Origin of the sequence: Neoalteromonas flava (genome assembly GCF_002807685.1) — a bacterium.
Classification (GTDB): domain Bacteria; phylum Pseudomonadota; class Gammaproteobacteria; order Enterobacterales; family Alteromonadaceae; genus Alteromonas_E; species Alteromonas_E flava.
The window spans coordinates 288331-308382 of record NZ_PEAX01000002.1 but is presented as its reverse complement, the minus strand read 5'-3'; the positions used below and the strand labels follow the sequence as shown (position 1 = coordinate 308382).

The window sequence follows — 20052 nt, the reverse complement described above, 5'->3', positions numbered from 1 at the left end:
GTAGAAAGCAGATCATATTTCCAGCGCGCAGTATTGGAATAAATTTGTTAGCATACAAAGGTGATTTCTTAGCCTGAGAGTGTTTTTTGAGCGAACTACATTACGAAACGTTATCAGCGCTGCTAATGCGCAATAAGGTGACTGCAGATGCTGCTGAATTACAAGGCATTTTGTGCGGCATGATGGCTGGAGGATTGTCCTTGAGCGACCGGAATTGGATGCCTGCCATTGCCGATATGTTTAATGCAGGTGAACCATTAGCACAAGAGGTTGAACAATCGTTGCAGCAATTGTTCGAACAAACCAGCCAGCAGATGGTGGATGGCGAGTTTGCGCTTTCCTTACTGCTACCCGATGACTCAGCGCCAATAAACGAACGTGGCAGTGCCTTAATTAATTATGTTCAGGGCTTTATGACCGGTTTCGGTTTGCAGCAAAATGACTTGTCAAATTGCTCAGATGATGTCAAAGAAGCGCTGGAAGATTTTGCTGAAATTGTCAAATTAGAAGATGCGATGACCGACGATGAGGAATCCGAAAAGGCGCTCTTTGAAGTCCAAGAATACGTGAGGGTTTCGACCATGTTGTGTTTCAGCGAGCTTGGTCATTCGCCCTTAGACGATAGTCAAGCGCCACCAACCGTTCATTAAGGGTTTCTGTTGTATGGATAGCACTGCTTTTTTGGCACGTCGCCGTGCACTTCTCGCCAAACTCCAACCGAATAGTGTCGTTGTGGTTCCTGCGGCACAATTAAAAACGCGCAGTCGCGATACCGAATATCACTTTCGTCAAGACAGTGATTTTTGGTATTTAACTGGGTTTCATGAGCCCAATGCGTGGTTACTCTTGTCCAATAGCGATCAGTATGACGGGGAGTACAGCCTACTTGCCTGTTTGGACAAGGACCAACAGGCAGAGATATGGCACGGTCGAAGAGTGGGGCCCGATGCCGCCTTGAGCGCTTACTTAATGGACGATACTTGTACAGTTGAACAACTTCCATGGGCGTTACACGATTTGCTTGACGGACATGCGCATTTATATTTTGCCATCGGCCAGTCAGCGTCTGCTGACGAGTTGGTTTTTGCGGCGTTAGACAAACTGAGGAGTGCACCTAAGCAGAGTAAGCAAGCGCCACAGACTCTGTTAGATGTGCGTCCGATACTGCATGAAATGCGGTTAATCAAGCAGCCTGACGAGCTGGAGTTGATGCAAAAAGCGGCAACGATTAGCGCTGCTGCGCATTGCCGCGCCATGCGTGAGGTTACGCAACTGGAGTATGAATATCAGTTAGAGGCGGCTCTGTTACACGAGTTTGCCTCGCGAGGTGCGCGACATGCTGCGTACAACACTATTGTCGGTAGCGGAGAGAACGCCTGTATTTTACATTACACCGAAAATAGTGATGCTCTAAATGATGGAGAATTGGTGCTCATTGATGCTGGTGCTGAATATGCAGGGTATGCTGCTGATATCACGCGAACGTTTCCTATCAGCGGTTCCTTCTCAGAGCCACAAGCGCAAATTTATCAGTTAGTACTCGATGCTCAGGCAGCGGCACTCGAACAATTACGACCAGGCAGTACTTTATCAAAAGCCACGCGCGCCTGTTTAGAGGTGTTGGTGAATGGCTTAATTAAACTAGATATATTGCAGGGTGAATGTGCAGCATTGATCGCTAAGAAAGCCTATCAACCCTTCTTTATGCATGGACTAGGGCACTACTTGGGACTTGATGTGCATGATGTGGGAGATTACAAAATTAACGGTAACGATCGGCCTTTATTGCCTGGCATGGTATTAACAGTTGAACCAGGATTGTATTTTGGTCCTACGACGAATGTGCCTGAGCAATATCAGGGGATTGGTGTGCGAATCGAAGATAACATTGTGATCACGGATACAGGCTTTATCAATTTGACTGCGGACGTGCCTAAAACTATTTCCGATATTGAGGCGTTGATCCAACGTGGCCGCGAACTCTAAGCAACCCAATGACGTGATTGCATTCGATGCTGACGTGACTATCGTGGGCGCTGGCGTAGTGGGTTTATCCTTAGCGCTGGCGTTAGCTCGCTGTACATCATTGTCAGTCGCGTTGGTTGAAGCGAAAGTTATGCAAGCGCAGCATCATCCAGCGTTTGATAGTCGCTGTTTAGCGCTTGGAGCGTCGACGTATCAATATTTGGCCGAGTTAATTCAGGGTGTCAGTGAGCATTTTGGCGAACTGCATGGGTGTGAGATCCATCACATTCAAGTGTCTGATCAGGGGTTCATAGGAAAATGTTTTCTTTCTGCAACTGAGCTTAAGCAATCATTTCTGGGTGTCGTTGCACCGTTGCAAGCGATGGGAACAAGTTTATTTCAGGCGCTGGAAAAAGAGTTGGCGAGAGCGGATAGTCGATTACAATTTCGTTGTCCGTGCAAGATCACGCAAGTGATGACGGGATCGACACATCAGCACATTACTCTTTCTGACGGAAAAACATTGAATACTCGTTTATTGGTTGTTGCCGATGGTGGTGGATCAGGTATTGCTCAAAATCTAGGCTACGAGGAAAACACAGAACACTACGCGCAAGAGGCAATAATTGCCAATCTGGAAGTAACGTCTGCACACCAAAACTGGGCCTACGAGCGCTTTACCGAGAGTGGCCCCTTGGCTCTGCTGCCTCTAAGGTTAAATCAAGCCGGTAATGCAGGCGGGCTATATTCATTGGTCTGGACAGTTTCACAGGACTCATCTGAATATAAACAACATTTAATGCATGATGATGAATTCTTTATCCGTGAATTAACGCCATTATTGGGCGCGCATTTTGGGCGCTGCGTTCGAGTCAGCGCACGTGAAAGTTATCCATTGTGTTTAAGATATACTTCAGAGGTAACGCGGCATCGCAGTTTAGTCGTAGGGAACGCCGCACAAACCTTGCACCCGATTGCCGGGCAGGGATTTAATCTGGGATTACGAGACGTTATGGATCTAGTCGCTTTGTTGCAAAACACTGATGTCGAAGATATCGGTAGCTTTTCCAACCTGAACACGTATGCGCAAATGCGCAAAGATGATCGTCAACTGATTATGCACAGCACTGACGGGTTGGTCCGCTGTTTCTCGAATACCTTCTTCCCGTTAACGGTTGGTCGCAATGTGGGACTGTTAGCAATGAATAAATTTTCCACACTAAAACAACGCTTTGCGCGCAGAGCTATGGGGTATCGCTTTGGTTAATTGTGATATCGCCATCGTCGGGGCTGGAATGGTGGGCTTGGCGCTGGCAGCGCAGTTAGCCGACAGTGACTTGCAGGTGGTTGTACTCAGCCAAGGGAGGGTGCATCGCGAGCTTCCAGAGGTTACAGATTGCCGCGTATCGGCATTGAATGTTACTTCGCAAAGATTGTTACAACGAGTGAATGCATGGTCCAAAGTCCAGTCGGAGAGAGTTTGCGAATACACCAATATGCAGGTTTGGGAAAAGGATAGCTTTGCGCGAATCGATTTTTCTGCTGCCGACACTGAACATGCAGCGTTAGGCTGTATTGTTGAGAATCAAAACATAGTTAATGCGTTGTATGCGGTTGTCAAAGGACAGCCCAATACAACGATTATTGAGGATTTCCAGCTCAACAAAATTGAATCTAATGATTCATCCGCATTACTTTTGGCCGCAGACCAAAAACTAGTTTCAGCACGCTTGGTGGTCGGGGCCGATGGGGCTAATTCGACAGTGCGCCGCTTAATGCAAACGCCCATGACGTTTTGGCAATATGACCAAAGCGCAATTGTCGCTACGGTTAAAACTCAGCAACCGCATCAACAAACTGCCCGTCAGGCATTTACTGCAACAGGTCCGTTGGCATTTTTACCTCTCAGCGCTATCGATCAGTGTTCCATCGTTTGGTCGCAAGATACTCAGTATGCTGAGGATTTGATGGGGCTGCCTGAACACAAGTTCTGTCAGCGCCTGGCAACTCACCTGGATATGCAGTTAGGGCAATGCGAATTGCTTAATTCACGGCATTGCATTCCTCTGACCATGCGTTATGTGCGGCAATGGGTATCCAATCGCGCAGTGTTGATTGGTGATGCCGCGCATACTATTCACCCGCTCGCTGGTCAGGGCGTGAATCTTGGTTTTCAGGACAGCATTGCGTTGGCTGAGGCTATCGTGAATATCCCCATTGAGGATTTGGGTGCCATTGCCCCCTTACGCGCTTTTGAACGAGATAGAAAGGCTGCGGCAGTTAAGATGATTGCCACCATGGAAGGGTTCAAGCGCGGATTTTCTGGCAGCCAACCCGTTATAAAGCTTATCCGCGGACTGGGAATGGCCGGCGCTAACGAACTCGCACCAGCCAAACGTTTTCTTATGCAGCAGGCCCTTGGTGATTGAGTAGCAAAAATGGCGGAAATTGCCATAGGCCTAGTTAGTTGCTCTGGCTATCCTCTGTTCTGAGCTTTGTTTAGGGGATCATCATGAAATATTTAGCCATTTTTATAACGCTATTGTTGGTATCACCTGTAGGCGCAAAATCAGCCGACGTGTCACAGCCAGCCACAATGTCTGATGAGCGCATTGAGCAAAACAATACTGCATCAGATGCAAACCCTTTCACGCGTCAAAGCATTAATGATGAAGGTAACCTTGAACGTCAGCGCACCGGGAACGAGACTCCCCAGTCAACGGTCGCCGCCAGTCATGCAAAGAGTCAATCTGATTTATTGCAAAAATTCATTGCTAATGGCAAGGCCACAAAGCATGAATCTCAAAGCGAGCCCCCGCCTGAGCCTCCAATAATCCTCTTAATGATGCTTGTTGGATTATTCTTTGTTGGTACTCGTGTCCGTTAAATCATGTGCGTTGTGGCGTTACTCTTTTGCTTGCTTTACCATTGCACGAACATCGGCTAATAACTGTTGAGAATCAAAGACAATTCCATCTTTCACGGTATAAACGACGCCCTGGGTTTGAACGGGTTCGTTAGCACTGTTTAATTGGTAGTGCCCAGTTCCATAAAGCACTTTAAAATTATGCAATGGATTTTCTTTTACAATAACAAAGTCGGCCTTTTTGCCGATAGTAATCGATCCAATTTCGTTGTCCATGCCCAGCGCCTGTGCTCCGTTTAGCGTGGCAGCTTGAATAACTTCTAGCGGATGAAATCCGGCCTCTTGCAGAAGTTCTAATTCTCGCACATAAGCGAAACCGTATATTTTATAAATGTAGCCCGCGTCTGAACCTGTGGTTACGCGCCCGCCATGGTTTTTAAAGTCATTGAGAAATGTCATCCAGCGTTGAAAATTGTGTTTCCAGTCAATCTCGTTTTGGGTTGTCCAATCGAACCAATAAGAACCATGCGCATAACGGCTGGGAGTGAAAAATTCCCACAGTGTGGGGAGGGTATAGTCAGCATGCCACTCAGCGAAACGCTCTCGCATCAAGTCGCGACTGGCTTCGTAAATTGTCATCGTTGGATTAATGGTAAAATCGAGCGCGATCAACTCATCCCGTACTTCCGTCCACTTGGGGCTCCCCGGCGCTGCGGCTTGTTGCCACAATTTGCCTGCCTCAGCAAAACGGTGCTGTTCATCATTGTAGTCATAATCTGTGGGGTAATCCTGAATAATCTGATCTTCAAACAGCGCTTCAGGTAATCCATACCAATGCTCCATGGTGGTAAGCCCTAAGCGAGCGGAATCAAGCGCGTTCATGCTCATTACATTCAATTGTGCATGATGCATCATAGTACCCAGCCCGCGCTTTTGGGCTTCGTCTAACGCCGCTTGCATTATTTCTGGGCTAGCACCAAAAAACTTTACGCCTTTGGCACCTTGTTTGGCCGCCTGTTTAATCCAATCTCTTGCCTGCTTTGGGGTTGCGATCGGCTCTTTGGAACCCATCCCAAACCCAAGGTAGGGCACGATCCGGGGCGCGACAATAGTGTTTGTAGCACTGCGCTCAACATGATCCATAACCCAATCAAGGCCATTGAAACTGCCGGGTTCCCGCACGGTCGTTATGCCATGCCCTAACCATAACTTAAACACATATTCAGCCGGAATATCATCAGCTGACCCACCGATATGGCCATGCATATCCACAAAGCCAGGAAGAACATAATGGCCATGCAAATCTATTTCTTTTCCACCCTCAGCAAGCTGAGGACGCTTAGCAACAATTGGAACGCCCGGATGCCCGACACTCACGATGTTCACAATCCGATCGTTTTCGATGACGATATCAACCGGCCCCCGTGGCGGAGCACCTTCGCCGGTGATTAACGTGACACCACGTAAAATCAACTGAGGGTAAGGACCTTCTCCTTCTGCGGCCTGTCGAGCAGGCGCTGGCGCGCCTGGCGCGGCATATGTGGTGAATGAAAAGCAGGCAAGAAAAGCGATAAGGGCGATTTTCATGATAGGGTTAACTTTATGATTTCGTGGTGTGCTAACCATACCATAGGAACGCATTTCTGCATGCTCTGCGCGATAAATTATTATCTAACTATTTACGGGAAAGCCCGCGGCAGCCCATGCTTCAATCCCACCTTCAAGATTAAATACCGTCAAATCACTTTCGCTGGTGACCTTAATACAGGCTTTATTGCCACGGCCGCCTTTTTGGCAATAAATAACGATATTCTCTTGCACTTTTGGTAAGTCTGCTGCACTAATATTGCCAAGCGGCAACAATGTTGCTCCAGGGATGTGCGCTTGAGTAAATTCGTTGGGTTCACGCACATCAATTAATACTGCTTGCCCATCATCTAACCACTGTTTGACTTGTTGTGCAGTTGCATTTTGGATTTGCATAACTTTCTCCTATATTAGATTTTACTTATCTTTGCAGTAGGCTAAGTAGAGTGTTGTTAAAATGGCATGCGCTTCAATATTGGTTAATTGATAAAAGATTTTCTGCCCTCTACGCTGGCCTGAAACTATCCCGGAATGACGCAATTTTGCGAGATGTTGAGATATGGCTGACTGCGACAGATTTAGAGTTTCTTCGAGCTCGCCAACTGATTTTTCACTTTGCAGTAGGCAGCAAAGAATCTGTAAACGGTGTTGGTTCGCCAGCAGCTTTAACAGCTGTTCAGCTTTTACTACACTGGTTTTAAAGGTTTCGAAATTAGGCGCAAGAAGCATCTTAAAACGTTTGATTTAATATTAGTAATCGCTAATATAATGAAGTTTTATTTGTTACGCAAACTTAATGGTAAGTGACATAGAACTATTGTTATTACCCATGTTGAGAGATTAACCCTATACGATCATAAGGAGCCCCCTATGAGTAAGTCATACGTTGAAATTACCCAGCGCATTTCGAAAAATATGAAAGGACTACGCACAGATATTAATGAGACTATGCAAGGATTCTCCGCGATGGCTAAGGCCGCCACGGCCGATGGTGTTTTAGATAAGAAAACCAAGGAGCTTATTGCGCTGGCCATTGGTGTTTCGACCCGTTGTGATGGTTGTATCGGTTTTCATGTAAAGGCATTGGTTGAGTTAGGCGCCAGCAAAGAAGAAGTGGAAGAAACCTTAGCCATGGCGATTTACATGGGAGGCGGTCCTTCATTGATGTACGCTGCAGATGCCATGCAGGCATTTGATGAATTTAGCAAATAATGATGTCATTACGCATGAATGGCAATATCTCAAGAGTTGCAATACTCTAGATGGTTGATCACACTGCATATCAATTGGGTATGGGAGTCAGTATGAAGTACGGTTTAATTGGGTGCGCCTTATTTGTAGTTTCGAGTGTCGCTGCCAGCCCGCGATGGCCAGATGCAATTAACAGTATTGCTATTGGCTCATGTGCAAAAGAGCGTGAACCGCAACCCATTTGGGAGACCATCGGAAGGGCATCGCCCGATTTGTTTTTATTTATTGGTGATAATCAATACGCTGATGTCCACGTTGATCAATGGGGGCAACGTATTTCCCATCCCGTGCGCGATCCAAAACGCTTTACTGAGGCTTATCAAACGCTCGCCAGCAAGCCAGCGTTTGCCGATTTTAGATCTCAGGTACCTATCATGGCAACTTGGGATGATCACGACTACGGCATGAATGATGGGGGTAAAGAATACCCATTGAAGTCATTAAGCCAGCAAGCATTCCTTGATTTTTTCGGTTTTGCTGATAATGACCCCATTCGCAAACAAGCTGGAATCTATCATTCAAGAGTCTTTGGCGAACCAGGCAAGCGTGTACAGGTGATCATGTTAGACACGCGTTATCATCGTGATCCTTTATTGCGTAAAGAGAACAGCAATGAGGAGGGGCTCGGGCCATACAAACCGACCTCTGACGCAACCCTTACCTTGCTAGGGGAAACCCAGTGGCAATGGTTGGAAGAGCAGTTGCTCAAGCCCGCGGAGATCCGTTTACTGATCAGTAGTATTCAGGTGGTAGCTCATGAGCATGGGTGGGAAACCTGGGGGAATATGCCTCACGAGCGTGAACGTTTGTATCAATTGATTTCTAGTACCAACGCTTCCGGTGTTGTGATCATTTCCGGCGATCGTCATCTCACAGAGGTGTCGGTTGATAAGGGGCAGCTCGGTGACAAACCGCCGTATCCACTCTGGGATTTTACCGTCAGTGGCATGACAGACGCATATAAACCTGTCGATGAACTCAACTCATTTCGCGTCAGTAGCGTTCACCGCCAGTCCCATTTCGGCAAGCTCGATATTGCCTGGCAAGAGCCGCTGGAAAATACACGGATTACGCTGCGTGCGCTCGACGCCAAAGGCGCCAATCTTTATGAGCAAGAGGTGTTGTTAGGGCAACTACGTCATCAAACGATGTCAGTAGGGGCAGAATAAATTTCAATAAAAAGCGCGTGGGAAATGTGCGATGCGTTTGTCTAATCTGACGGTTTATGCGGCTATGATCAACTCAGAAATCAAGATTTCCCCCTAGTTTCTAGGGGGACGAAACGATTACTTATCGCTATTTTTCGCAGCTTTAATTTTCTCGATTTGATCTTTGGTCAAGCGGATCACGCTACCAGGGTATGGGCGGCCTTGCGGGTAGTCCCACTCTTTTGGCGTTACCGCTTCAGCAAATTCCAAAAATGAACGACACGTTTTGCGTGACGGCACAAGACCTAACTTGTCGGCGTACGCTTGTAAGTACCTTGGGTCTACATTTTCTTTTTGTAATAAGCAATACGCTTCTGTTGAGTAGGTTTCTTCATGGTCATCAGCAGTCGCGTTGCCAACAAAACCCAAGCCGACAATCGCGGCTAAACATGCAGTTTTTGAAAGTGTGTGTTTAAACGTCATAGTAATTCCTGTTAAGTGATGGGACCGTTCCATAGCCAACTTACAACTCCAACACATTCAGCTTACGCCAGATTTGAAATTTCTCAAGTGTTTCAAGAGCGTGGCAGGCGCCGCGCAATAAATTGCATTAATGTACGACTGATGGTGGACTGATTCCGCTGGCTCCGCTGTTTGGCTAAGTCGAACAAGCAGATATTGACCTTACCTAAATCCGGTAAGAAAGGTTTGTTTATAACGACTAGGTTATCCGGCACGCTGCGTTTAGCTAGTGCTGTTATTCCCATGCCCTGACTCATAGCTGCACTGAGACCACTGAGGTCAGCGTTGGTATAGGCGATACGCCAGGGCACCGTTTGTTGTTTCAAACACTCGATCACGCGGCTACGATAGACGCAGCCATCAGGGGCGAGAACCAGAGAAATCAGGCCGGAGTCTGTTGGTTGACCGCGTGAACTTATCCAGACCAGCTCATCTTGGACCTGATAGTCAGCTTGAGCAGCCATAGAGTCATCGGTTAGCGCTAGGATCACATCAAAAGCGTCACGCTGCTGTTCATGCAATAAATCACGACTCAATGATGAAGTAACTTCTAACGCTACATCAGGATATTGAGAGGAGAACTCTCCAATGATTGAGGGCAGTAATATCGACGCGAACTCACTCGGGATCCCCAAGCGCATCCGGCCGCGCAGCGGGTCTTGCTCACTAAAATGGAATACTTCATCATTCAACGCAAGAATTTGGGACGCTTTTTGATACAACCACTGCCCATGGGTAGTTGGCTGGTAACGCTGCCCAACTTTGCTAAAAAGCTTGCTGTTGAGTTGCGATTCAAGTTTCTTTATTTGTAGGCTGATAGCGGGTTGCGAGCGGCCCAATAAGTCGCCCGCTTTAGCAAACCCGCCTTGGTTGATTATGGTGACAAACGTTCGCAGAGCGTCCATTGAGAGTTGCTTCATGATTAAGTAATCTAATGTTAGGTGCTAAATACATTTAAAAAACTTATGAGATGATAAGTAATTCAAATTTGTTTGTCGAGCAGGTGCTTTCTATACTCAATGGCTAAATAAGTAACAGCGTAGCGACAACCACTATGAATAAGCATACTGCTTTATATCAAGCCCACGTAGACCTTGGTGCCAAAATGGTCGACTTTTTTGGTTGGGATATGCCCATCAATTATGGCTCGCAAATCGAAGAGCATCATGCAGTTAGACAAGACGCCGGAATGTTCGATGTGTCGCACATGACGATTGTTGATGTGCAGGGTGCAGAAGCAAAGGCGTATCTTCGCCATTTGCTAGCGAATGACGTCGCCAAATTAACAGTCAAAGGCAAAGCGCTTTATTCCGGTATGTTAAATGAAGCGGGTGGGGTTATTGATGACCTGATTGTTTATCATTTCGACGAGACCAATTATCGGGTAGTGGTTAATTCAGCAACGCGTGAAAAAGACATGAACTGGTTGAATCAGCAAGCCGAAGGGTTTGCTGTCAATATTCAGGCTCGCGATGAGTTTGCAATGATTGCGGTGCAGGGGCCCAACGCCAAGCAAAAAGCGCAGCAGGTATTTTCTGCGGCACAAAAAGAAGCGGTCGAAGGTATGAAGCCGTTTTTTGGTGTACAAGCCGAAGACCTTTTCATCGCCACGACGGGTTATACCGGTGAAGCGGGTTACGAAATTATTGTCAACAAAGCTGATGCGGTTGCGTTATGGCAACAACTACTCGACGCAGGAGTAAAACCGTGCGGACTGGGCGCGCGCGATACGCTGCGCTTAGAAGCTGGTATGAACTTATACGGGCAAGATATGGATGAAACGATATCCCCGTTAGCGGCGAATATGGGCTGGACGATTACTTGGGAACCACAGGATCGTAACTTCGTTGGGCGCGCGGCGCTAGAGCAACAAAAAGCTGCCGGCACAGACAAGTTAGTGGGCTTGGTAATGAAAGATAAGGGCGTACTGCGAGCAGGTCAGGCCGTTCGCTGTGAGGCCGGGAATGGTGTTATCACTTCAGGTACATTTTCTCCTACCTTAGGCCATTCGATTGCCATGGCTCGGGTACCTGCTGATGTAGGCGAGACAGTTGAAGTGGAAATGCGCAAAAAGTGGGTTACAGTAAATGTGGTAAAACCCAGTTTTGTTCGCAATGGCAAAAGTGTTTTAACAGATAACTAAAATTCAATAGCAGGATCAATTATGAGCAACATTCCAAAAGAGCTTCGTTATACCGCTACTCATGAGTGGGTTCGCCCAGAAGGTGATGGTGTATTCACTGTGGGTATTACTGAACACGCCCAAGATCTGCTGGGAGACATGGTGTTTGTCGAACTACCGGATGTCGGTGATCAAGTTAGCACGGGCGACGATATTGTCGTTGCCGAGTCAGTAAAAGCGGCGTCTGATGTTTATGCGCCTATCAGCGGTGAAATCATCGCTGTTAATGAAGATCTTGAAGACTCGCCTGAACTGGTCAATTCAGACCCTTTCGGCGATGGTTGGATGTTTAAGATTAAAGCTGACGACGCCAGTGAAGTCGACGCCTTATTGGATGCCGACGGCTACGAAGCTAGCATCGACGAAGACTAAATTTGCGGTAAACCGCTGCTAAAACTCATGTGCCGCGCATAGTCGCGGCACTTATATTCATTGCGCAACACAACTAGTACTCGATTATGTCAAATACCAATCAGACTTTGGCTCAGCTAGAGCAACCTCAGGATTTTGTAAGACGCCATATTGGACCTGGCCAGCAAGAAATTGCCCAAATGTTAGAAACCATCGGTGCCGAATCCTTGGACGATCTGATCAGTCAGACCGTACCAGCAGGGATCCGCTTACCGGAGCCGCTTAATGTCGGCGTGGCAGAAAACGAAGTAGATGCGCTTGCGCAGCTCAAGGCTGTCGCCAACAAAAATAAAGTGTTTCGTTCGTTTATTGGTATGGGATACACCGGTACTCATACACCGAATGTTATCTTGCGCAATGTGTTGGAAAATCCTGGTTGGTACACGGCGTATACCCCTTATCAACCCGAAATCGCACAAGGGCGCTTAGAAGCGATCCTTAATTTCCAACAGGTCACGATTGATTTAACCGGTTTACCCTTGGCGTCAGCATCATTGCTTGATGAAGCTACAGCAGCTGCTGAAGCGATGGCGCTGGCAAAACGCGTTAGCAAAAATAAAAAATGCAATACGTTCTTCGTTGCCGATAACGTGTTTCCACAAACTATCGATGTGGTGAAGACCCGCGCGGAAATGTTCGGTTTTGAGGTTGTGACTGGCCCAGCTGAAAGCGTGACAGCGCATGATGTGTTTGGTGCACTACTGCAATACCCAAGCTCAACCGGTGAAGTCACTGATATCAGTGACCTAATCGCTGCGGTGCAGAGCAAAAAAGGTATCGTTGCAGTGGCGGCTGATATCATGAGCTTGGTATTACTTAAATCACCCGGTGAAATGGGTGCGGATGTGGTTTTTGGTAGCGCACAACGCTTTGGTGTACCCATGGGGTACGGTGGCCCACACGCAGCTTTTTTTGCTACGCGAGATGAATATAAGCGTTCTTTGCCGGGGCGGATTATCGGCGTAAGTAAAGATATGCGCGGCAATCCTGCTTTGCGCATGGCACTGCAGACCCGTGAACAACATATTCGCCGTGAGAAAGCCAATTCAAATATTTGTACTGCGCAAGTATTGTTGGCCAACATCGCGTCATTTTATGCGGTCTATCACGGTCCACAGGGGCTGAAAACGATTGCCCAACGCATCCATCGGATGGCAGATATTTTGGCAACCGGGTTAAGCCAAAAAGAAGTTGGCCTATTGCACAGTACCTGGTTTGATACTATCGGTGTGGTGGTTGATGACCAACAGGTGGTGCTTGAGCGAGCGCGTGCCCGCGGTATGAACTTACGCGCCGACCTAGATAATGCTGTTGGCATCACGATGGACGAGACGACCACTCGCGATGATATCGCTGCATTGTTTGATGTGTTGCTCGGGGAAGGCCACGGTTTGGATATCGAGCAATTAGATGCTGAAGTCACCACTCAGGGTTCAACGTCTATTCCAGCAGATTTGCATCGCCAAACTGCTATCTTAACGCATGAGGTATTTAACCAGTATCACTCAGAAACCGAGATGTTGCGTTACATTAAGAGCTTGGAAAACAAAGATTTAGCCTTGAATCACTCGATGATCTCGTTGGGCTCTTGTACCATGAAGCTCAATGCCACAGCAGAGATGATCCCTATCACGTGGCCAGAGTTCGGTCAGCTACACCCGTTTGCGCCATTGGATCAAGCTCAAGGTTACGCCGAGATGATTGGCGAGCTCAGTGATTGGCTAATTAACATCACGGGTTATGATGCATTGTCAATGCAGCCAAATTCTGGTGCTCAGGGTGAGTATGCCGGATTATTGGCAATTCAACGTTACCATCAGAGCCGCGGCGAAGGGCATCGCAACGTATGTTTGATCCCAAGTTCGGCCCACGGTACCAACCCGGCATCGGCGCAGATGGTCAGTCTTAAAGTTGTCGTGGTTAACTGCGACAAAGACGGTAACGTTGATTTAGCGGATTTGCGTAAAAAGGCGGCAGAAGTTGCAGATAATCTCTCTTGCGCGATGATCACCTATCCATCGACTCACGGTGTGTACGAAGAAACAGTGCGTGAAATCTGTGACATCGTGCATGAGCACGGTGGTCAGGTGTATTTGGATGGTGCCAACATGAACGCCCAGGTAGGGATCACCTCACCCGGCTTTATCGGTGCTGATGTGTCGCATTTGAATCTGCATAAAACTTTCTGTATCCCCCACGGCGGTGGTGGTCCAGGTATGGGGCCGATCGGCGTTAAAGCGCACTTACAGCCGTTTTTACCTAACCATACAGTGGTCAGTATCGACAATACTGGCCGTGATAATGGAGCTGTTTCAGCAGCACCATGGGGCAGTGCGTCAATCCTACCGATCAGCTACATGTACATTAAGATGATGGGCGGTGAAGGTCTGAAAAAGGCTACTGAGGTCGCGATCCTAAACGCCAACTATGTGGCGAAGAAATTAGAAGGTCATTATCCAGTACTTTACAAAGGTCGCAATGGCCGCGTTGCACACGAGTGCATTATCGATCTGCGTCCGCTGAAGGAAACATCGGGTGTGTCAGAGATGGACATTGCCAAGCGTTTGAATGACTACGGGTTCCACGCCCCAACCATGAGTTTCCCAGTGGCTGGCACGTTGATGATCGAGCCAACAGAGTCAGAAGCTAAAGTTGAACTTGATCGGTTTATCGAGGCCATGATCCACATTCGCGAAGAGATCGCCAAAGTAGAAAGCGGGGAGTGGGATGCTACCGATAATCCATTACACAATGCGCCGCATACGTTGGCGGATATTTGTGATGCTAACTGGACTCGAAGCTACGACCGTATGCTAGCGGCTTACCCAGTGCCAGCAGTGGCTAAGAATAAATTCTGGCCAAGCGTCAACCGGATTGATGATGTATATGGTGATCGGAACTTGATCTGCTCATGCCCAAGTATGGACATGTATCGCGGTGACGGGGAGTAAGCCCCAGTCTGTATCGAAAAGGAGACCGAAGTGTCTCCTTTTTTGTACATGCAATAAAAAGCCTTAAGGCTAAAACCGGTTGCATGAAAATTAGACTGTGGCTATTATTTTTTTCAAACTTTCAATAATAAGAATTTGCTCTACAAGGACGTATCATGAAATCAAAGGTAGCCTTAGCTGTATTAGCTGGCCTCGCCAGTACTGTTGTTTCTGCCCAATCAAAGCCACCACTAGCCCGGGATATAGTGGTGAACAATGGTGTACGCACAGCCTATCTAGCGGACCATCAAACCCTCGCCATTACCCATTCCAAACATCGCCAGTATCCGTTGATTGAATTAGGCGTAAACGAACAGCGTCGCTACATTGTTGAATTGCAAAATCCCTCGCTACTGGCCTATCGACATTCGCTACTACAAGCTGCGTCGGACGAAAATGGACTGACACAACAGACGTCGCAAGATAAGTCTGCGGTTAAGGGAGCTGTGAGGGATTATTTTTATCAGTTAAAAGCTGAACAAGATAATGTTTGGCAATCGATGCAACAGGTCGCACCAAAAGTCGCCCTAGACAAAGCATTTCAGCGCGTGTCGAATGCGTTGGTGGTCATTGCTAACGACAACACAATAGCGGCGATACAAAAGCTTCCACAAGTGAAGCGGGTGGTAGCTGAGTCTTATTATTACAAGTCGTTAGCTGAGAGTGTTCCTCTAGTGGGTGCTCCTGACGTTTGGGCGATGACCGATAGCAACGAGCAGAGCTTGCAGGGCGACGGCATAACGGTCGCTATTATCGATACCGGCATTGATTATACGCACCCCGCGCTAGGGGGGTGTTTTGGTGCAGAGTGCAAAGTCACTGATGGCTATGATTTCCATTACGGCGATAGCGATCCGATGGATGGCGATGGTCATGGTACTCATGTTGCGGCCATCGTTGCGGCAAACAGCGACACGATGCTGGGGGTGGCACCACAGGCTAAATTGCATGCCTACAAAGCGCTTTCAGATCAAGGCTTTGGCTCAGACGTTAATATTATTGCTGCGATCGAACGAGCTGTGGATCCGGATGGAGACCCACAAACGGACGATCAGGTTGATGTGATCAACATGAGTTTAGGTGGTGGCGGTGATGCAACTGACCCATTAAGCCAGGCGACTGACGCTGCTGTAGACGCTGGTATTGTCGTCGTTGTCGCAGCCGGTAATGGAGGGAGTTACGGCGATGTTGGGAGTACTTCACCCGCCAGCGCGCGCAATGCAATTACCGTAGCTTCTAGTACCAAAAGTGACGAACTGTCTTATTTTAGTTCGAAAGGTGAAATGCTAGCGTCTGGGGTATTAAAACCGGAAATTACTGCGCCGGGTAGCGATATTTTATCGGCGTTACCTGACTCGGCGACCGGAAGTCTGAGCGGTACCAGTATGGCCGCGCCTCATGTCGCTGGAGCTGCCGCGTTATTGAAGCAGGCCTTTCCCGACATGTCAGCGCGGGATATTAAAAGTAAGTTAATGGCCGGAACGGTTGACTTAGGCGAGGATCCTTTCGCGCAAGGCACCGGCCGCATGAATATACCAGCGGCTATTGCTGCCACATTGGTTGTACCGCAAGGGATCTTAAGTTTTGGAAAGGTAGACAATCAGGCGACCCGTTGGACAAATACGGCTTCATTGCTGGTTGAAAACTTAAGTGATGACGCTGTTGATATTAGTCTCGCACTACCCGATGCGCTCCCAGACGGCATCACTCTCACAATTAATGAGGTGGAGTTGACGCTAGAAGCCAATAGCGCCATGAGCCTGGACTTTACCATTGAAATAGCCGATGTGGCTGCACTTCCAACACCTGAAAATGGAGCGATGGTATTGTTCGATAATTTACAAATTATCAGCAGTGAGCAAACGCTCCAAGTACCAGTCGTGCTAGAGAAATCCTTTGAGGTTGCATTGTCGCAAGACACGGATAAATCCATATTTGTATCATTGGTAAATAATGCCGAGGGGTTCTATCGTTTTATCGATCTGCCGGCAGGGCAGTCAAAGGCGGTTAAAGTACCGGCAATTCCGCTCAATATAACGGCCGGCTTTGGCTTTTTCGACGATCCTCAATTACGTGATGATGCAGGATTGCCTGAGAGTGCGCAGCTTAATGGCTATATTGCAACTGCTTTAGATGTGGTAGAAGACACAGAGCTTTCTCTTTCAAGTGCAGATTTAACTCAGTTTTTTGGCTATCAAGCAATCTTAGATTCCGATGGTGAAACTGTTCCAGTATCTGGCAATGGCTCGACGGCAAGCTTTGGAGTTTATCTCGATGGCTCTAGTTCTGGAACTTGGGCGTGGGGCTTTTCACACCCTGTGCTAGCGGTCAATGCGCTGACAGATTCTGCGTCAACCTATTATACCTTCACCACCGAGGATCAATCTGCCGATGGTCCTGAGGAAATGGATATTTATGTGATTTCCATCAGCGGGGACGCAGGGCAAGCAGAATCAGAAATCGTGAGTTTGGATTTAGCCAATGATGAACATTTCACGATCAACGTCGATCCTACTTTAGTTCCTGAGGAAATTGGTTTTAATCGTATGACCTATGATCCTGATGGAAGTGGACTTGGCGCAGGCGATAATTACACCGCACGCAGGTTCAATTATTATAAAACTACCGATACATTCAGCGGCGGCATGGTGGAGTTAGCCGTGAGTGGTTTTGTCAGTGAAAATGAAATTGAAGCGTGGTTTTCTACCGACCGCCTCGCCACAGGTGCCAATGGTCAGATAGTTAAATACATTCCGTACACCGATCAGTTGGTCGAGGTCGGCGATGCAAGTACCTTGATTGGCCGCGGGGGCACATATTTTACTGCCGACATCTCAGCGCAGAGCAGTGAAATGTATTGGTATTCAAGTAGTACCAGTTTTGACCGAGCATTTATTAACGATACTCAATTGAACAACTATGATAACGCTGCGAACGCTACGTATTATTGGCAGTGCGATGGTGAAGTGACTGAGGCTGTTACGCTGAAAGCTTCTAGTTTCGACCCCCATATTGTACCAGAGCTTAATTGTGAACAGGCGCAATTAATTATTGAGTTCGATAATACCTTGTTTGGTGAAACTTATCGTTCCTCGTTGACTCATTCATTGCAAGACACTGTCGATTTCTATGTGACAAATTTAAAGTTGGTGAGCTTGCTACAAAATGATACGCGTATCTTTGACCAGGCAGTCAATAAACTTAATCCTGCCGTCGAAGTATATATTGCAGACTTTTTAGCAGAGTCTGTAGCGGTTGAATTAAAGCTGGGTGATAACGATTGGGTCACTTTACAAACCAGCGTTAACCAAGCTAATCCCCAATATGTAACGGCTACGCTCCCCATGTTCCGCGGTGAGGAAATAGGCTCATTGCGCATTAGCTATGGTTATGATGAATTCATCACCAAACAAGAACTTAACGGTTTTATGTTGATCGGTGCTGACGCCAATGGCGGCAACGATGTGGATGATGATGGCATTGAAAATGACCTTGACGATGATCACGATAATGATGGCGCAACCAACGACATTGATGCTTTTCCATTTGATCCGACCGAAGACACTGACACTGACGGTGACGGCATTGGCAACAATGCGGATGAAGACGACGACAATGATGGTGTCAATGATGATGAAGACGCTTTCCCACTTGATCCGACAGAGACCGTAGATACGGATGGTGATGGCATTGGCAACAATGCGGATGAGGACGACGACAATGACGGTGTTAATGATACTCAAGATGCATTTCCACTAGACCCTTCTGAGTCCACAGACACTGACGCAGACGGCATAGGCAACAATGCCGATGAGGACGACGACAATGATGGCGTCAATGATGATGAAGACGCTTTCCCGCTCGATCCGACAGAGAGCGTGGACACGGATGGTGATGGAATTGGGAATAACGCGGATAACGATGATGATAATGATGGTGTAGTTGACGCCAACGATGCTTATCCATTGGATCCCAACCGCTCGGCAGTGCCACAACCAACACCTGTTAGCAGTGATAGTGGCGGAGGTACCACAACAAGTAGCGGGCTGCTTGCGTTGTTATTGCTGTTATGGCACCGAAAGCGGTTTGCCAGAGGCACAAAGTAGCTGCAGTGATGGTAGAGTCAGGGCAATGTTCTAGCCTTGACTCTTAAGCGTTGTTGAACCCTCCTTGGACGGTAAAAAAATAGCTATAAGCGCTTTGTCTACTTGCTCTGCTCAACCTATAGTTATAGAGCGTATCAATGCACTTTGAGGCTCAATAAGTCCATGAAATCAACTACCATTATTGCGGGTCTGATCGCACTATCTCCTTTAACTGCTCACTCAGCACCTTCGTTTACCGTCGGCATCGCTTCAGACTACGTATTCAGAGGTATAAGCCAAACTGACAGTAACCCTGCTTTACAAGCGAGTGTTGATTTCGAGTCTGAATCGGGTTGGTATGGCGGGATTTGGGGCTCTAATGTCGATTTCAACGATGATGCAAATACTGAAATTGATTACTACCTAGGGTACGCGCACGAATTTGAGCATGTGCTGTTGGATATTGGGTTTAACTATTACTCTTATCAAGGTTATTCCAGCAGTGACGATTCAGATTATGGCGAACTGCTGGTTAATGCAGAGATAAGTAACTTTAGTTTATTGTTTGGTTATACCAATGACTACATCAACAGTGATGAAAGTGTCAGCTATTTATCCGCTGCTTACCTGATCCCCTTAGCCAACGAATTTTCACTGACCCTGCAAGTCGGCTATTCGCGTGGAGAAGAGGCACTGGGAGAGAACTATGTGGATTATAGTGCAACGGTAGAAAAGTCTTGGCATGGCATTGATGCTAGCCTAGCGCTACACAGCACAGATATAGACGACAGTGATATCGCCGACACGCGTTTAGTGCTACTACTGGCCAAAACCTTTTAAACTGCTCTTACACTTTCAGTCGATTCAATTGATCTTCAACTGAGACGATCAATGACTTCGACTGAATGCTTATATGCTTTGAACTTCATAAGTAGCTCCGAAAAAGCAGGTTTTCAACCTGCAAACACTAATGTACTCTTTGTTTATAGAACATTTTCCCACGGTTGCAATTCACCGCATTCGATAGTCGCGCTCAGACTGAAAT

17 protein-coding genes are annotated in these 20052 nt (G+C 47.3%); 12 read left to right on the top strand and 5 right to left on the bottom strand.

What is annotated here, in order from left to right:
* Nucleotides 1–86 precede the first annotated feature (86 nt).
* From CSH92_RS05215 to CSH92_RS05195, 5 genes are all read left to right on the top strand, one after another.
* Nucleotides 87–650, top strand: a complete 564-nt coding sequence (locus CSH92_RS05215; protein ID WP_276307855.1) for a UPF0149 family protein — start codon at nucleotides 87–89, stop codon at nucleotides 648–650.
* Between the two features lie 13 nt (nucleotides 651–663).
* Entirely contained in the window at nucleotides 664–1986 is a 1323-nt protein-coding gene (pepP, locus tag CSH92_RS05210; RefSeq protein WP_100656555.1) for a Xaa-Pro aminopeptidase, read from the top strand.
* Nucleotides 1970–3232 carry an FAD-dependent monooxygenase gene (locus CSH92_RS05205; RefSeq protein ID WP_100656554.1) on the top strand — a complete coding sequence of 421 codons (1263 nt, stop codon included), beginning with the start codon at nucleotides 1970–1972 and terminating at the stop codon, nucleotides 3230–3232. The genes pepP and CSH92_RS05205 overlap by 17 nt, the downstream gene beginning before the upstream one ends.
* Nucleotides 3225–4394, top strand: a complete 1170-nt coding sequence (locus tag CSH92_RS05200; protein WP_124916922.1) for an FAD-dependent monooxygenase — start codon at nucleotides 3225–3227, stop codon at nucleotides 4392–4394. Before CSH92_RS05205 ends, CSH92_RS05200 begins: the two co-directional genes overlap by 8 nt.
* Nucleotides 4395–4477: 83 nt before the next feature.
* Nucleotides 4478–4852 carry a hypothetical protein gene (locus CSH92_RS05195; RefSeq protein ID WP_100656552.1) on the top strand — a complete coding sequence of 125 codons (375 nt, stop codon included), beginning with the start codon at nucleotides 4478–4480 and terminating at the stop codon, nucleotides 4850–4852.
* An 18-nt stretch (nucleotides 4853–4870) separates the two neighbouring features.
* Here the strand turns inward: CSH92_RS05195 and CSH92_RS05190 are convergent, their stop codons facing one another.
* The 3 genes from CSH92_RS05190 to CSH92_RS05180 form a co-directional block, all read right to left on the bottom strand.
* Nucleotides 4871–6418, bottom strand: coding sequence for an amidohydrolase family protein (locus CSH92_RS05190; protein ID WP_100656730.1), 1548 nt, complete (start codon nucleotides 6416–6418; stop codon nucleotides 4871–4873).
* 84 nt (nucleotides 6419–6502) lie between these two features.
* Nucleotides 6503–6814, bottom strand: a complete 312-nt coding sequence (locus CSH92_RS05185; RefSeq protein WP_100656551.1) for a rhodanese-like domain-containing protein — start codon at nucleotides 6812–6814, stop codon at nucleotides 6503–6505.
* 21 nt (nucleotides 6815–6835) lie between these two features.
* Nucleotides 6836–7147, bottom strand: coding sequence for an ArsR/SmtB family transcription factor (locus CSH92_RS05180; protein ID WP_100656550.1), 312 nt, complete (start codon nucleotides 7145–7147; stop codon nucleotides 6836–6838).
* A gap of 141 nt (nucleotides 7148–7288) precedes the next feature.
* On the opposite strand from CSH92_RS05180, the gene CSH92_RS05175 reads away from it, so the two are divergent.
* Together CSH92_RS05175 and CSH92_RS05170 are read left to right on the top strand one after the other, a co-directional pair.
* Nucleotides 7289–7630, top strand: a complete 342-nt coding sequence (locus tag CSH92_RS05175) for a carboxymuconolactone decarboxylase family protein (RefSeq protein ID WP_100656549.1) — start codon at nucleotides 7289–7291, stop codon at nucleotides 7628–7630.
* A gap of 92 nt (nucleotides 7631–7722) precedes the next feature.
* Nucleotides 7723–8838 (top strand): alkaline phosphatase D family protein, encoded by a 1116-nt coding sequence (locus CSH92_RS05170; RefSeq protein ID WP_164084660.1) that lies wholly within the window; start codon nucleotides 7723–7725, stop codon nucleotides 8836–8838.
* 117 nt (nucleotides 8839–8955) lie between these two features.
* Here CSH92_RS05170 and CSH92_RS05165 read toward each other — a convergent pair whose 3' ends face one another.
* Complete coding sequence (locus tag CSH92_RS05165) at nucleotides 8956–9300, bottom strand: hypothetical protein (protein WP_240612740.1); 345 nt, start codon at nucleotides 9298–9300, stop codon at nucleotides 8956–8958.
* Between the two features lie 92 nt (nucleotides 9301–9392).
* Complete coding sequence (locus CSH92_RS05160; protein WP_100656547.1) at nucleotides 9393–10259, bottom strand: LysR family transcriptional regulator; 867 nt, start codon at nucleotides 10257–10259, stop codon at nucleotides 9393–9395.
* Nucleotides 10260–10393: 134 nt separating this feature from the next.
* On the opposite strand from CSH92_RS05160, the gene gcvT reads away from it, so the two are divergent.
* The 5 genes from gcvT (at nucleotide 10394) to CSH92_RS05135 (ending at nucleotide 19847) form a co-directional block, all read left to right on the top strand.
* The gene (gene gcvT / locus CSH92_RS05155; protein WP_100656546.1) at nucleotides 10394–11482 is read left to right on the top strand and encodes a glycine cleavage system aminomethyltransferase GcvT; all 1089 of its coding nucleotides are present in this window, start codon (nucleotides 10394–10396) and stop codon (nucleotides 11480–11482) included.
* A 21-nt stretch (nucleotides 11483–11503) separates the two neighbouring features.
* Nucleotides 11504–11893: a glycine cleavage system protein GcvH gene (gene gcvH / locus CSH92_RS05150; RefSeq protein ID WP_100656545.1), complete on the top strand. Its 390-nt coding sequence runs from the start codon at nucleotides 11504–11506 to the stop codon at nucleotides 11891–11893.
* Nucleotides 11894–11979: 86 nt separating this feature from the next.
* Nucleotides 11980–14883 (top strand): aminomethyl-transferring glycine dehydrogenase, encoded by a 2904-nt coding sequence (gene gcvP, locus CSH92_RS05145; protein WP_100656544.1) that lies wholly within the window; start codon nucleotides 11980–11982, stop codon nucleotides 14881–14883.
* 155 nt (nucleotides 14884–15038) lie between these two features.
* Complete coding sequence (locus tag CSH92_RS05140) at nucleotides 15039–19028, top strand: S8 family peptidase (protein WP_100656543.1); 3990 nt, start codon at nucleotides 15039–15041, stop codon at nucleotides 19026–19028.
* 162 nt (nucleotides 19029–19190) lie between these two features.
* Entirely contained in the window at nucleotides 19191–19847 is a 657-nt protein-coding gene (locus CSH92_RS05135) for a TorF family putative porin (protein ID WP_100656542.1), read from the top strand.
* The last annotated feature ends 205 nt before the right edge of the window (nucleotides 19848–20052 follow it).